9 protein-coding genes are annotated in these 12,937 nt (G+C 70.9%); 4 read left to right on the top strand and 5 right to left on the bottom strand.

All coding sequences use genetic code 11. The annotated features are described in order from the left end of the window. Window positions 1-60 precede the first annotated feature (60 nt). On the top strand, window positions 61-594 hold the full coding sequence (locus B7K21_RS12500) for a hypothetical protein (protein WP_200806307.1): 534 nt from the start codon (window positions 61-63) through the stop codon (window positions 592-594). A gap of 18 nt (window positions 595-612) precedes the next feature. Here the strand turns inward: B7K21_RS12500 and B7K21_RS11225 are convergent, their stop codons facing one another. Both B7K21_RS11225 and B7K21_RS11220 read right to left on the bottom strand, forming a co-directional pair. Further along, window positions 613-2,082, bottom strand: a complete 1,470-nt coding sequence (locus B7K21_RS11225) for a folylpolyglutamate synthase/dihydrofolate synthase family protein (RefSeq protein WP_144016207.1) — start codon at window positions 2,080-2,082, stop codon at window positions 613-615. Window positions 2,083-2,226: 144 nt separating this feature from the next. Beyond that, entirely contained in the window at window positions 2,227-2,604 is a 378-nt protein-coding gene (locus B7K21_RS11220) for a hypothetical protein (protein ID WP_144016206.1), read from the bottom strand. An 88-nt stretch (window positions 2,605-2,692) separates the two neighbouring features. Between B7K21_RS11220 and B7K21_RS11215 the strand changes: the two genes are divergently transcribed. Further along, entirely contained in the window at window positions 2,693-3,586 is an 894-nt protein-coding gene (locus B7K21_RS11215) for an aminotransferase class IV (RefSeq protein WP_159448517.1), read from the top strand. A 27-nt stretch (window positions 3,587-3,613) separates the two neighbouring features. Here B7K21_RS11215 and B7K21_RS11210 read toward each other — a convergent pair whose 3' ends face one another. From B7K21_RS11210 to ileS, 3 genes are all read right to left on the bottom strand, one after another. Next, on the bottom strand, window positions 3,614-4,441 hold the full coding sequence (locus B7K21_RS11210; protein ID WP_084075595.1) for a sulfurtransferase: 828 nt from the start codon (window positions 4,439-4,441) through the stop codon (window positions 3,614-3,616). 80 nt (window positions 4,442-4,521) lie between these two features. Then, window positions 4,522-5,454 (bottom strand): pyridoxal-phosphate dependent enzyme, encoded by a 933-nt coding sequence (locus B7K21_RS11205; protein WP_084075593.1) that lies wholly within the window; start codon window positions 5,452-5,454, stop codon window positions 4,522-4,524. Window position 5,455: 1 nt separating this feature from the next. After that, window positions 5,456-8,623 (bottom strand): isoleucine--tRNA ligase, encoded by a 3,168-nt coding sequence (gene ileS / locus B7K21_RS11200; RefSeq protein WP_084075591.1) that lies wholly within the window; start codon window positions 8,621-8,623, stop codon window positions 5,456-5,458. Window positions 8,624-9,458: 835 nt separating this feature from the next. On the opposite strand from ileS, the gene B7K21_RS11195 reads away from it, so the two are divergent. Beyond that, window positions 9,459-11,147, top strand: coding sequence for an MFS transporter (locus B7K21_RS11195; RefSeq protein ID WP_159448516.1), 1,689 nt, complete (start codon window positions 9,459-9,461; stop codon window positions 11,145-11,147). A gap of 79 nt (window positions 11,148-11,226) precedes the next feature. Beyond that, window positions 11,227-12,864 (top strand): DUF885 family protein, encoded by a 1,638-nt coding sequence (locus B7K21_RS11190; protein ID WP_084075587.1) that lies wholly within the window; start codon window positions 11,227-11,229, stop codon window positions 12,862-12,864. Window positions 12,865-12,937: the final 73 nt, after the last annotated feature.

Below are 12,937 nucleotides of genomic sequence, written 5' to 3'. Positions count from 1 at the left end.
ACGGTGGGCGGAGGGGTCGCCGCGCGAGCGGCGCCCGCGGCATCCAAGGGGGGATCCGTCATGACATCACCACGCCGCTCCGACCCGACGCACGGTGACGTATGGGAGTCGCCGACCGAGTCGGGAGGCCCGTCGCCGCGACGGCGCGGGCCGCGCACAGACCGGCTGATCCCCATCACCCTGGGGGTCCTGGTGACCGTCGGCGTCGTCCTGATGCTCGCGTTCCGCATCAGCGCCGCACTCTCGGCACCGCCCCCGGGCGATCACGACGAACTCTCAGGGGTCGAACTCAGGTACGCGCAGGCCGACGACGCGCGCATCGACGCGAGACGCGTGTGGGATCAGGTGGACCGCTACCTCATCCGACACCCGGGCGAGGGCCTGCCGCGCATCGAGAACGAGGACGACGCGTACCTGGTGATCGGCCCCGGCACCGAGGTGTTCGCGGAGGTGCCCGCCACTCCCGGCGTCGCGTGGGGCGGCATGACCGGCACCTCCAGCGAAGACCTGTGCGTGTACATGGCCTCGGCAGGAGGGGACTACGCCCGTTGGCCCTGGGAGGTCGACAAGGAGTTCAGCCCCTGCATGCCCTGAGTCCCCGCGTGAGCGCGCTCAGGCAGGCTGGGTCTCCGACGTGCCATCCGCCGCGCCGTGACGCGAGGGCCTCGCCTGCGTGACCCCGGCGTCGGGCATTTGCACCCCGGCCACACTGTCCAGGGACGGCACCGCGAGCGCCCGACGAGCCTCTCCCACGAGCGTGATGGAGCCGGCGACGAGCACGCCGGCTCCCTCGCCGTGAGCCGCAGCGAGCGCGCGCGCCTGCGTGAGAGCCGTCGCGACGTCGGGAGCGACCGAGACGCGCTCGTCGCCGAGCGCCAGACGCGCCTGCGCCGCGAGCGCGTCCGCGGGAAGAGCGCGCGGGGACGCCGTGCGGGTGATCACGGCGTGGTCGAGGATGGGCGCAAGGCCCGCGAGGATGCCCTCGTAGTCCTTGTCGGCGAGGACGCCCACGACGCCCACGACGCGGGTGAGACCGAAGGCCTCCTCGAGAGAGTGCGCGAGCGCGGCGATGCCGTGCGGGTTGTGCGCGGCGTCGCCGACGACGATCGGGTCGGCGGCGATCACCTCGAGACGACCGGGCGACGTGGCAGCCGCGAAGCCGCGGAGCACCACCTCGCGGTCCAGCGAACGAGGGATGCCGTCGCCGAGCGCGACCTCGACCGCGGCGAGCGCCGTGAGAGCGTTCTGGGCCTGGAACTCGCCGTGCAGCGGCACGAGGACGTCCTCGTACGTGGCCGCGCCGGTGCGGAGGGTGACGATCTGGCCTCCGGGGCACACGCGTCGGGCCTCGACGCTCATGTGCGCTCCCTCCCAGAACACGTCGGCTCCGCGCTCGGCAGCGACGGCCGTGATGATCTCGGCCGCCTCGTCGCGCTGCGTCGCCGAGATGACCGCGGCGCCGGGCTTGATGATGCCGGACTTCTCCTGCGCGATCCCCGGCAGGCCGCCGGTGAAGTAGCCGTCGTGGTCGAGCGCCATGGGCGTGAGCACCGCGACGCGACCGTCGCCCACGTTGGTGGCGTCGCGTCGGCCGCCGATGCCCACCTCGATCACCGCGATGTCCACGGCGGCGTCGGCGTACGCCGTGAAGCCCAGGACCGTCAGCACCTCGAAGAAGCTCATGCGCGGACCGCCGCGCTGCAGCGACGCGGCGTCGACGGCGTGGATCGCCGGTGCGACGCGTTGCCACAGGCGCACCAGGTCCTCCTGCGGAAGCGGGCGCCCGTCGATCTGGATGCGCTCGCGCAGGGTCGTCAGATGAGGCGACGTGTACAGGCCCGTGCGGAGGCCAGAGGCGCGCAGCAGGGACTCGATCATGCGGCTCGTGGACGTCTTGCCGTTGGTGCCGGTGACGTGCACGATCCGCAGGGATCGCTGCGGATCGCCGAGCATGCCGAGCGCCTCGGAGACGCGCAGAAGCTTGGCCTCGTGGTCGGACTCGGGGTGGCGGGCGAAGATGTGCGAATCGATCTCGCGCTCAGCCTCGTTCAGGCTGATCTGGGGGAAACCTGGTGTGGTCACCGGGCAATTCTGAGGCACGTGAACGAGTGCTCGTGACCACTTCCGGGAACATTTTTCCGGAGGTGTCACTCTCCCTCTATCACCCCTGGCAGATCTACAGATTCGGGCGACTGCGTGTCGCCCGTCGGCAGGCTGCGACCGAGGTCAGAACATGCCCTCGAAGAACTTCAGCGCCACGATCACACTGAAGATCGCCATGGCGACCTTGCCGACGTTGGACTTGGGCGTGGCGCCCGTCCCGGTCGGGGGCTTCGGCGGAGCCTGGAGCGGTCGCACCGGCCCGGCCTGAGGCGCGCGGGGAGGCGGCGGCGCACCCGCGCCCGACGCCGGCACTGGCGCTGCGTTCGGGGCGCCCACAGGGCCTGCGACAGGTGCCGGAGCGGAGCGGGCGGCGGAGGGCCGTGCGTGCCCCAGCATCTCTGGCGACAGCGTGGCCGGATCGAAGTCACCTCCGACCCACTGCAGACCGTCCCAATAGCGGGCACGCCCGCCCACGATGTGCCATCCTGCCGCTCGCGTCACTGCGCACCCCTTCGTTACTCCCATCCTGGCACGGGGTTCACCCACGCGACCAGGACCGTTAGCGTGGGTGGTGGACGAAGGGAGCATCATGTCCTCACTCGTGGTCTGCGGCTCGCCCGCGCTCGGCATGCCGGCCCAGCCGTCTCGCCTCGAGGACCCGTCCACCCCCCTGGCCTCTGCCACTGATCTGGGGCTCACACGCGGCGACGGCGTCTTCGAGTCCGTGGGCGTGCACCATGGCGTGATCCACGACCTCGAGCCCCACCTGGAGCGGCTCGCGCAGTCGGCACGCATGCTCGACCTGCCCGCGCCCGACCTCGACGCATTCCGTGCCGCGATCCTCATGGCGATCGATGACCTCCTGTCGCGCCGCGACCAGCCGCCAGTCACCGCGCTGTGCAAGGTGGTCTACACCCGCGGACTCGAGGCCGCCGCCTCGACGCCGCCGGGCCACCCGCTGGGCTTCGCGCTCGCATACGAGTTCCCCGACCCGACCGACGCGCGTCGCGACGGCTGCTCGGCGGTGATGCTGTCGCGTGGCTACCCGCTGCGCATCGGCACGCAGGCGCCCTGGCTGACCATCGGCGCCAAGACGCTCTCGTACGCCGTCAACATGGCGGCCCTGCGCCACGCCGCCTCGCTCGGAGCCGAGGAGGTCATCTTCACGACGACGGACGGCTTCGTGCTCGAGGCTCCTCGCTCCACAGTGCTGCTGCGCACCGGCGGCACGGTGCTGACGCCCGCCGTGGACGGCGGCCTGCTGCACGGCACCGCGCAGCAGGCCGCGTTCGAAGCATGCGAGGCCGAGGGGCTCGCGTGCGAGTACCGCGACATCACCGTGGAGCAGCTCGCGAGCGCGGACGCGGTGTGGCTCGCGGACTCGGCGTTCCTCCTGCGGCCCGTGCACACGCTCAACGGCCGCACCCTCGACGTGGACCGCTCGCTCACGCAGGCGGCGATCACCCGCATGCTCGCGCGCTGACGCGCTCGCGAACGCGCGGAGTCGAAGCTAGCGGGGATCGGGTCCGCGCACGACGTCCCTACCCTGGTTCGACCACTCGGACCATGAGCCGGGGTACAGCGCCGCGCCGGTGAGGCCCGCGATCTCCATGGCCGCGATCTGGTGCGCGGCCGTCACTCCCGAGCCGCAGTACACCGCCACAGGGCCAGACTCGTACCCGATCTCGGCGAAGCGCGTCGCGATCGCCTCGGGCGTGCGGAACGTCCCGTCGGGCTCGGCGTTGCCGGTGGTGGGCGCACTCACGGCGCCGGGAATGTGGCCTGCCACCGGGTCGATGGGCTCCACCTCGCCGCGGTACCGCTCGCCAGCTCGCGCGTCGAGCAGCATGCCGGGGAACTCCGCCGCCTGATCTGCGTCGATGACGGGCATGTGGCCCCAGCCGAGCGTGATCCCACCCTCCCACGGCTCAGACGGACCCTCGGCGACGGGAAGTGCGAGGTCCTCCCACGCGGGCAGCCCTCCGTCCAGGATGCGCACGTCGACCCCTGCATGTCGCAGCAGCCACCACGCGCGCGCCGCACCGAACGAGGTCCCACCGTCCATGACGACCACGCGGTCGCCGTCGTTGAGCCCCCAGGCGCGCGCGACCTCCTGGAAGCGCTCGTGCGTGGGCAGGGGGTGCCGGCCCTCGGTGGGCTCACCAGGCGTCGACAACTCCGTCTCGAGGTCCACGTAGACGGCGCCCGGGATGTGCCCGGCCTCGAACTCGGCGCGGCCGTCGGGCTGCGCAAGCGACCATCGCACGTCCAGCACCACGGGCGGGTGCGCGCCGGCGCGCTCCTCCGCGAGCTCTGCGGCCGTGATCAGCACGGTCATGTCGTCACCTCTCGTCACCGTCGGTCGTCATCATTGCGGGGGACGTCGCCTTCGAGGCTAGCCCCGTCCCGGCGCTCGGGTCAGCCGAAGACGCCTGTGGACAGGTAGCGGTCGCCACGGTCGGGCGCCACGAAGAGCACGACCGATCCAGGCTCCTCGACCGCCAGGTCGATCGCGATCGCGGCCGCACCTCCTGCGCTGAGCCCCAGCAGCAGGCCCTCGCGCTTGGCGAGGTCGCGCGCGGTGGCGACGGCGCGCTCCGCGGAGACCGTGCGGACGCCCGCGAGGTGAGTGTCGTCGAAGATCGCGGGCAGGTACTCCTGGGGCCACGCGCGAATGCCGGGGATCGACTCGCCCGGCTCGGGCTGCACGCCGTACACCTTGACGTGCGGCGTGATCGCGGCGAGACCGCGCGAGACTCCGGTGACCGTGCCCGTCGTGCCCATCGTGCACACCACGTGCGTCACCCGCCCGTGGGTCTGCTCCCAGATCTCGCGGGCAGTCGCATCCACGTGCGAGGCGGGGTTGGCGGGATTGGAGAACTGGTCCAGACGGACGGCACCTCGGTCGCGCTCGATCTCCTCGGCGACGTCGCGCGCGTGCTCCATGCCCAAGTCCTTGGGCGTCTCCACGACCTCGGCACCGTAGGCACGCATCGCGTCGATCCGTTCGCGCGACGAGCCCTCGGGGATCACGAGCACGAAGCGGTAGCCCAGCACTGCGGCGGCGGCCGCGAGCGCGATGCCCGTGTTGCCGCTGGTCGCCTCGACGATCAGAGAGCCCGGCGCGATGCGTCCGTCGCGCTCGGCGGCGGCGATCATCGAGAACGCCGGGCGGTCCTTCACCGACCCCGCGGGGTTGTCCCCCTCCAGCTTCGCGAGCACCGTGGACCCCTGGGGCGCGAGCCGCTGAAGCCTCACCACGGCGGTGCCGCCCACGAGGTCGGCGAGCGTGGGGAAGGCGCCCGACGCGTCGGCCGGGCCGCCCTCTCCCTCACCCCGAGCGTCGGGCATGTCAGGCCTTGGCGACCGCGATGGCCTGGTCGCCTGCGGTGACGTCGAGCGAGGTCGCGAGGACCTCGCCGGCGATGAGGTCGCGGTGCGCCTCGACCGCGGGGACGCGCTCGGCGGGCACCGTGAGCGACAGCGCGATGCGGTCGCCCACGTTGAGGCCTGCGGCCTTGCGCTCGTCCTGGATCGCACGGATGAGGTCGCGCGCGAAGCCCTCGGCCTCGAGCTCGGGGGTCAGTGCCGTGTCGAGCGCCACGAAGCCGCCGCTGAGCAGCACGGAGGCAGCCAGCGCGTCGTCGCCTTCACCGCCGATGACGGTCACGAGCTCGTACTCGCCCTCGACGAGCGCGATGCCGCCCGAGGTGACGACGCCATCGACCTCGGACCAGTCGCCGGTCTTGGAGCCCTTGATGGCCTCCTGAACCTGCTTGCCGATGCGCGGGCCGGCGGCGCGGGCGTTCACCGTGAGGCGACGCTCGACCGGGTTGGCCTCCGTGAACTCCCCCGTCGTGGTGAGGCGCACCGCCTTGACGTTGAGCTCCGACGCGATGAGGTCCGCATAGTCCGCGAGCGCGGCGGGGTCGGCCACCGCGACCTCGAGAGCCGGCAGCGGCTGGCGCACGCGGATCTGCTCCTTCTTGCGCAGCGCGTGGGCGGAGGAGACGACCTCGCGCACCTGGTCCATGACCGCTCCGAGCGTGTCGTCGTGCCAGGCCGACGGTGCGGTCGGGTAGTCGGTGAGGTGCACCGAGCGCTCGCCCGTGAGTCCGCGCCACACCTCCTCGGTGGTCAGCGGCAGCAGGGGCGCAGCGAGGCGCGAGACGGACTCGAGCACGGTGTAGAGCGTGTCGAACGCGTCGCGGTCCTCGTCCCAGAAGCGGTCGCGCTGCGTGCGGACGTACCAGTTCGTGAGCAGGTCCATGAACTGCGCGAGCGCGTCGGAGGCGCCCGGCACGTCGAACTCGTCCATCTGCGCGGTGACCGTGTCGATCAACTCTGCGGTCTTGGCGAGCACGTAGCGGTCCATGACCGGGAGTTCTGCGATGCGCTCGGGCACGAGCTTCTTGCCCAGCAGCCCCTTGCCGCCGTTCGCGGCGCCTGCGTACAGCGTGAAGAAGTAGTACGTGGACCACAGCGGAAGCATGACCTGGCGGACGCCCTCGCGAATGCCCTGCTCGGTGACGATGAGGTTGCCGCCGCGCAGGATGGGCGAGCCCATGAGGAACCAGCGCATCGCGTCGGAGCCATCGCGGTGGAACACCTCGTTGACGTCCGGGTAGTTGCGGCGCGACTTGGACATCTTGGTGCCGTCGTCGCCCAGCACGATGCCGTGCGAGATGCACGTGGTGAACGCGGGGCGGTCGAAGAGGGCGGACGCGAGCGTGTGCATCACGTAGAACCAGCCGCGCGTCTGCCCGATGTACTCCACGATGAAGTCCGCCGGGTTGTGGCTGTCGAACCACTCGCGGTTCTCGAACGGGTAGTGCACCTGTGCGAACGGCATGGAGCCCGAGTCGAACCACACGTCGAGCACGTCGGGGATGCGGCGCATGGTCGACGTGCCGGTCGGGTCGTCCGGGTTGGGGCGCGTGAGGTCGTCGATGTACGGGCGGTGCAGGTTGGGCTCGCCGTTCTCGTCGAGCGGCAGACGGCCGAAGTCGGCCTCGAGCTCGGCCAGCGAGCCATACACGTCGATGCGCGGGTGCTCAGGGTCGTCGGACACCCACACCGGGATGGGCGTGCCGAAGTAGCGGTTGCGGCTGACCGACCAGTCGCGCGCGCCCTCGAGCCACTTGCCGAACTGGCCGTGCTTGATGTGCTCGGGCACCCACGTGATGTCCTCGTTGAGCTCGACCATGCGGTCGCGGAACTCCGTGACGCGGATGAACCACGAGCTCACGGGCTTGTAGATCAGCGGGTTGCGGCAGCGCCAGCAGTGCGGGTAGCTGTGGTCATAGGTCTCGTGGCGCACGACGACGCCGCGCTCCTTGAGGTCAGTGATGATCTGCTTGTTCGCGTCGAACACCTGGACGCCCTGGTACTCGGGCACCAGCGACGTGAAGCGGCCCTTCGCGTCGACGGTCTCGACCGGGTGCACGCCCTTCTCGCCGAGCACGTGCAGGTCGTCCTCACCGTACGGGGCGAGGTGGACCATTCCGGTGCCGTCCTCGGTGCTCACGAAGTCCGCGACCCACACGCGGTGCGCGTTCTCGTTCCCCACGAAGTGCGGGAACGGCGGCGTGTACTGCAGTCCGTCGAGGTCAGCGCCCTTGACGGTCGCGAGCGTCTCGTAGCCCTCTCCGAGCTCGCGGGAGTATGCGCCGACGCGGGAGGCGGCGAACACGAGGCGGCGGCCCACGAAGGCGCCCTCGACGGGACGCACGACGACGTAGTCGATATCAGCGCCGACGGCAGCGGCGAGGTTGGACGGCAGGGTCCACGGCGTGGTGGTCCACACGACCAGCTCGGCGCCCGCGAGGTCACTGGGGCCGTCGACGAGCGGCAGCGTCACCGTGAGCGCCGGGTCCTGACGCATCGCGTACACGTCGTCGTCCATGCGCAGCTCGTGGTTGGACAGCGGCGTCTCGTCGCGCCAGCAGTACGGCAGCACGCGGAAGCCCTCGTACGCGAGTCCCTTGTCATACAGCGTCTTGAAGCCCCAGATCACGGACTCCATGAAGGTGACGTCGAGCGTCTTGTAGTCGTTCTCGAAGTCGACCCAGCGGGCCTGGCGGGTGACGTACTCTTCCCACTCCTTGGTGTACTTCAGCACCGAGTCCTTGCAGGCCTTGTTGAACTGGGCGATGCCCATCTCCTCGATCTGCGCCTTGTCCGTGATGCCGAGGATGCGCTCGGCCTCGAGCTCGGCAGGCAGACCGTGGGTGTCCCACCCGAAGCGGCGCTCGACCTTCTTGCCCCGCATCGTCTCGAAGCGCGGCACGACGTCCTTGACGTAGCCGGTGAGCAGGTGGCCATAGTGCGGCAGTCCGTTGGCGAACGGCGGTCCGTCGTAGAAGACGAACTCCTCGGCGTCGGCCCTGTTGTCGATCGACGCCTGGAACGTCCCGTCGGCCTTCCAGTACGCGAGCACGTCCTCCTCGATGGAGGGGAAGCTCGGCGAGGCGGGGACCTCGGAGGTGGGCCGGTGGAGCGGATAGCGGGCGTCGCTCATGCCTGTATTCCTTCTGCTGGTGGTGCGTCGACTCGGGGACCGTGATGCTGGTCTCCTGCGAGGACGCTCGCCGCCGGCCTTCACCGGGGGCACGCGCGGTACCACCTCGCTTGCCGCTCTCCCCTGCCTCGCAGGCGGATCACGGCCGCTCATGCCCCGCAGCCACGGGACGGACGCTGTGACGGGCTGCCCGTGCGGTTCTACCGCCCGACGCTGGGGCCGGGTTTCTTCCGCAAGCTCGCCGGTGATGGCCGGGTCGACGCTGTTGGTGCCAGAGTCTACGGCACCGCCCCCGGAGGAGGCCACCTCCACCTGCTCGAGCGCCCCACCGCTCCCGCACGCAGTTCGCGCTGCATGCGGCGTGTCGGGCCGCTCAGCCCCGGCGACACGCCGTGTGCAGCGCAAGGTGCGTGCGTCACGGTCGGCGGGCGCCGTGGACCGCATACTCGGCGGCCCCTTCGGACACACGGCGCGAGCCAGCTCGGCGCGTCCCACGAGCCTGCCGGGCCAGGTGACCGACCCACGTCAGAGAGTGTCCGCGGCACCGTCTCGGACCTCCCTGCGGGAACCGCGGCCAGGACGCGACGTCAAGCGCCTCTCGACCCCTCGTCAAGGCCTCGCAAGGACCCCGGCGTGTCCGCTGCGACACGCCGACGCGGTTCGACGCGTGGAGGCTCGGAAACATACGCTGACCTGCGTCGTTGATCATTCCGAGGGACCCGGCTCCCCGGCGTGCGGCGCACATCCCCATGTGACCCGACCTGCAGATGCGGGCGCCGCCGCATGCCCCCACACTGATCCGTACCAGCACCTGCCACACCCGGGAAGGAACGCGTTGTCACCCACCACCCGCACCCTCGAGCTCCCCGTCCTGGAGGAGCTCTTGGATTCGCACGCGCCGGTGGAGCCTGCACACGCCGATCCTCACGAGGGCGAGCCAACCACCGCGACGATCCCCATCCTCGGCAGCGCCGAAGCGATCGTCATCGAGGAGACCGATCCGGCGGAGCGCTCCCTCACCGAGCTGACGCTCTCGAGCCGTCGCGCGAAGACCGCACTGTGGGTGCTCGCCGCCACCACGTTCGCGACCGGCGTGAACGAGGCGGCGATCGTCGCGCTGAGCCCGGCCATCGCGTCGGGCCTGAGCGTGCCCGTGACGCAGGTGGGGCTGCTGGTCACGGCTTTCGCCCTCACCGTGGTGATCGCGACCGTGCCGCTGACGCTGCTCACGGGCCGCTTCGCTGCACGCACCACCCTGACCGCGACCCTCGCAGTGTGGACCGTGGGCGTCACGATCGCCGCGACCGCGGACTCGTTCGCGCAGCTCGCCGCGGGACGAGTGGTGTCCGCGGCGGCTCACGCACTGTTCTGGGGCATCGTCGCTCCCACGGCGGCGAGCCTGTTCGCGCCGCACCTGCGGGGCATGACGGTCACGCGCATCATGGTCGGAGGTGCGGCGGTCGGCGTGATCGGCACGCCGCTGATCACGGTCGCCGGCAACCAGATCGGGTGGCAGGCGCCGTTCTGGGCCTTTGCGGGACTCGGCGTGATCCTGACGATCGCGCTCGCGCTCGCGCTGCCGGGACCCCCTCCGAAGATCGTCGACGCCGAGCCGGACGAGGACGAGCCCGAGCCTCCGTTCCCTGAGACCGTTGCGCCGCATTCGCGAGGCGACCTGCCTTCGCTGCCGCTGTTCATCCGCGTGCTCGCCGTGGGCTTCGCCGTGCAGATCGGCATGAGCGCCACGTGGACGTACATCGTGACGTACTACGTGGACGTCTCAGGGGTGGGGACCTCCTCCGTACCTGTGCTGTTCGCGCTCGGCGGCATTGTGGGCGTGGCCTGCACGCTCGCGATCGGTCCGGTGCTGGCGCGGCGGCCTGTGCACACCGTGGGGCTGGGCCTCGTCGGCGTGACCCTGTCGTGGATCCTGTTCGCGACCGGCGAGCGGTGGGGCGCGATCCTGGGCCAGGTGGTGGTCTCCGCAGGCTGGGCGGTGCTGGTCGCTGCGCTGCTCAACTGGGCCATGCGCCACACGCCGTGGCGCACGGACGTGGGCGCGAGCATCTACATGGTGACGGTGAACTCGGGCGCCGCTCTCGGTCCCCTGCTGGGCGCGTTCGTCGTGTCGCAATGGGGTGCACGCATGCTGCCGTTCGTGTCGCTGGGTCTCACCCTCGTCGCGGTGGTCGTGGTCGGCACTGTCGATCCCAAGGTGCTCGGTCGCCTTGCCGTGCCGCGCAGCGTGCGCCTCGCGCTCGAGAGGCGCGAGGAGCTGCGGGTGCGTCGCGACGAGTGGCGGCGCCGTGCGGCGCAGCCTGCCCGACGCCCGATCGGCGCCGCCTGGTTCGCAGGCCAGAACGCCGCACGCCACGCGGGCAAGCAGGCGCGCACGCTCACCGCGAAGCGCATGCCGAAGGCGCCCAAGCCCGCCAAGGCTCCCAAGGAAGCAAAGCAGGTCAAGAAGGTCAAGGCAGCAAGGCCACCCACGCCTGCGCCCCCGCACGCACCCAAGGAGCGCTAGGACCGCGGCCCCTGGCCGAACGCGGCACGCGGTGTCACGAAGCGGCGGGAGCCGGGCGTGCGGGGGTAGCGTCGCTTCCATGACGCAACTGACTGATCTCGCCGATGACTTCTACGACTTCGCCATGGCCGCGAGCCCCATCGCGCTGCTGTGGAATGGCAAGCTCCAGCGCCTCGCGGACTGGGACGACTTCTCGCCCGAGGCGCGCGCCGCGCTCGACGCCCGCTTCCTGGAGTTCGCCGAGGAGGCGGAGGCCATCGAGATCGACGGCGAGGGCGAGCGCGCGCTGCGTGACGTGATCGCCACGACAGCGCGCTCCGAGGTGCGCGGCGGCGCCTGGCAGCCGGAGCTGTTCATGCTGAACCCGCGCATGGGCGCGTGGGAGATGATCCTCTCGTTCGGCGTCTCGTTCCCACTGACGACGGCGCAGCACGGCGCGGACTACATTGCGAAGCTCCGCGCGATGCCGGCGATGCTCGAGCAGCTCATGGACGTCGCCGAGGCCGCCGCGGGCGAGGGCCGCGTCGCTCTCGCACGCCATCTCAAGGAGACCGCCGCGTCGGTCGAGTCCTACCTGGCCACGCCGTCGGGCCCGGACGAGAGGCTCGCCCAGCAGGCGCCGCCCACCGAGCTCGACGAGGCCACCCAGAAGGCGTGGCGCGCCGAGCGAGACGAGGCGCTGCGCTCCGTGGTGCGCCCCGGCCTGGCCGAGTTCCGCACGCGTCTGCTCACGCTCGCTGAGCGCGGCATGCCGGACGAGAAGCCGGGCCTGGTGCACCTGCCGGGCGGCCTCGACGTGTACCGCGACAAGATGTGGTCGCACCTGTTGCTCGACAAGACCCCCGAGGAGGTCCACCAGCTGGGCCTCGACCAGATCGCGAAGCTCGAGGACGAGTACCGCGCGATCGCGGGCCCGCTGCTGGGCACCGACGACATCCAGGAGATCTACCGGCGTCTGCGCGAGGACGAGAGCCTCAAGTACACCTCGGCGGAGGCGATCATCACCGACGCGCGCGCCGCGCTGGCGAAGGCCGAGGCGGCCGCGCCGGAGTGGTTCACGAACCTCCCCGACTCGAAGTGCTCGGCCAACGCGACCGACTTCGGCGCGATGGGCTACTACAGCGCACCCGACCCCGAGACGGGCAAGCCCGCCGCGTTCTTCGTCAAGACCTCGAACCCCTCGGCGTGGTCGAGCTACGAGCTCGAAGCCCTCACGTTCCACGAGGCGATCCCGGGCCACCACCTGCAGATCGCGCTCGCCGCGGAGAGCACCGACCTGCACAAGGTGCAGCGCGAGTTCCACAACACTGCCTACATCGAGGGCTGGGGCCTGTACACCGAGCGCCTGTCGGACGAGATGGGCATGTACTCCTCGGAACTGTCGCGCGTGGGCATGCTGAGCCACGACTCGCTGCGCGCCGGCCGCCTGGTGCTGGACACCGGCATCCACGCGCTCGGCTGGAGCCGCGAGCAGGCCATCCAGTACATGTGCGACCACTCCCCGATCGACCGTGCCCACGTGGAGCAGGAGGTCGACCGCTACGTCGGCATGCCAGGCCAGGCGCTGTCGTACATGGTGGGCCGGCTCGAGATCCTCGACATTCGCGCGGAGGCAGAGAAGGCGGCGGACTTCGACATCCGCGACTTCCACGACAAGGTTCTGCGCCACGGCGCGGTCCCCCTGACGACGCTGCGCGCGCAGGTGCTGGGTTCCTGACGCCCGACGCGAGGGCCGGGCGGGTGCACCGTCTCAGCGAGCGCGTCGGGCATGCCTGACGCACACTGGAGAC

The sequence above is a fragment of the Demequina sp. NBRC 110052 genome (assembly GCF_002090075.1).
GTDB lineage: Bacteria > Actinomycetota > Actinomycetes > Actinomycetales > Demequinaceae > Demequina.
Note: the sequence above shows the minus strand (reverse complement) of the source record. Positions and strands in the feature narration are given on the sequence as shown.

What these genes read in the sequence shown, in the direction of transcription:
- B7K21_RS11210 (WP_084075595.1), bottom strand. Translation starts at nt 4,441, where the DNA reads ATGACCGTGCTGATCACGGCCGCAGAGCTCGCGGAGGAGCGCGCCGGC.
- B7K21_RS12500 (WP_200806307.1), top strand. Translation starts at nt 61, where the DNA reads ATGACATCACCACGCCGCTCCGACCCGACGCACGGTGACGTATGGGAG.
- B7K21_RS11205 (WP_084075593.1), bottom strand. Translation starts at nt 5,454, where the DNA reads ATGCCCGACGCTCGGGGTGAGGGAGAGGGCGGCCCGGCCGACGCGTCG.
- ileS (WP_084075591.1), bottom strand. Translation starts at nt 8,623, where the DNA reads ATGAGCGACGCCCGCTATCCGCTCCACCGGCCCACCTCCGAGGTCCCC.
- B7K21_RS11215 (WP_159448517.1), top strand. Translation starts at nt 2,693, where the DNA reads ATGTCCTCACTCGTGGTCTGCGGCTCGCCCGCGCTCGGCATGCCGGCC.
- B7K21_RS11190 (WP_084075587.1), top strand. Translation starts at nt 11,227, where the DNA reads ATGACGCAACTGACTGATCTCGCCGATGACTTCTACGACTTCGCCATG.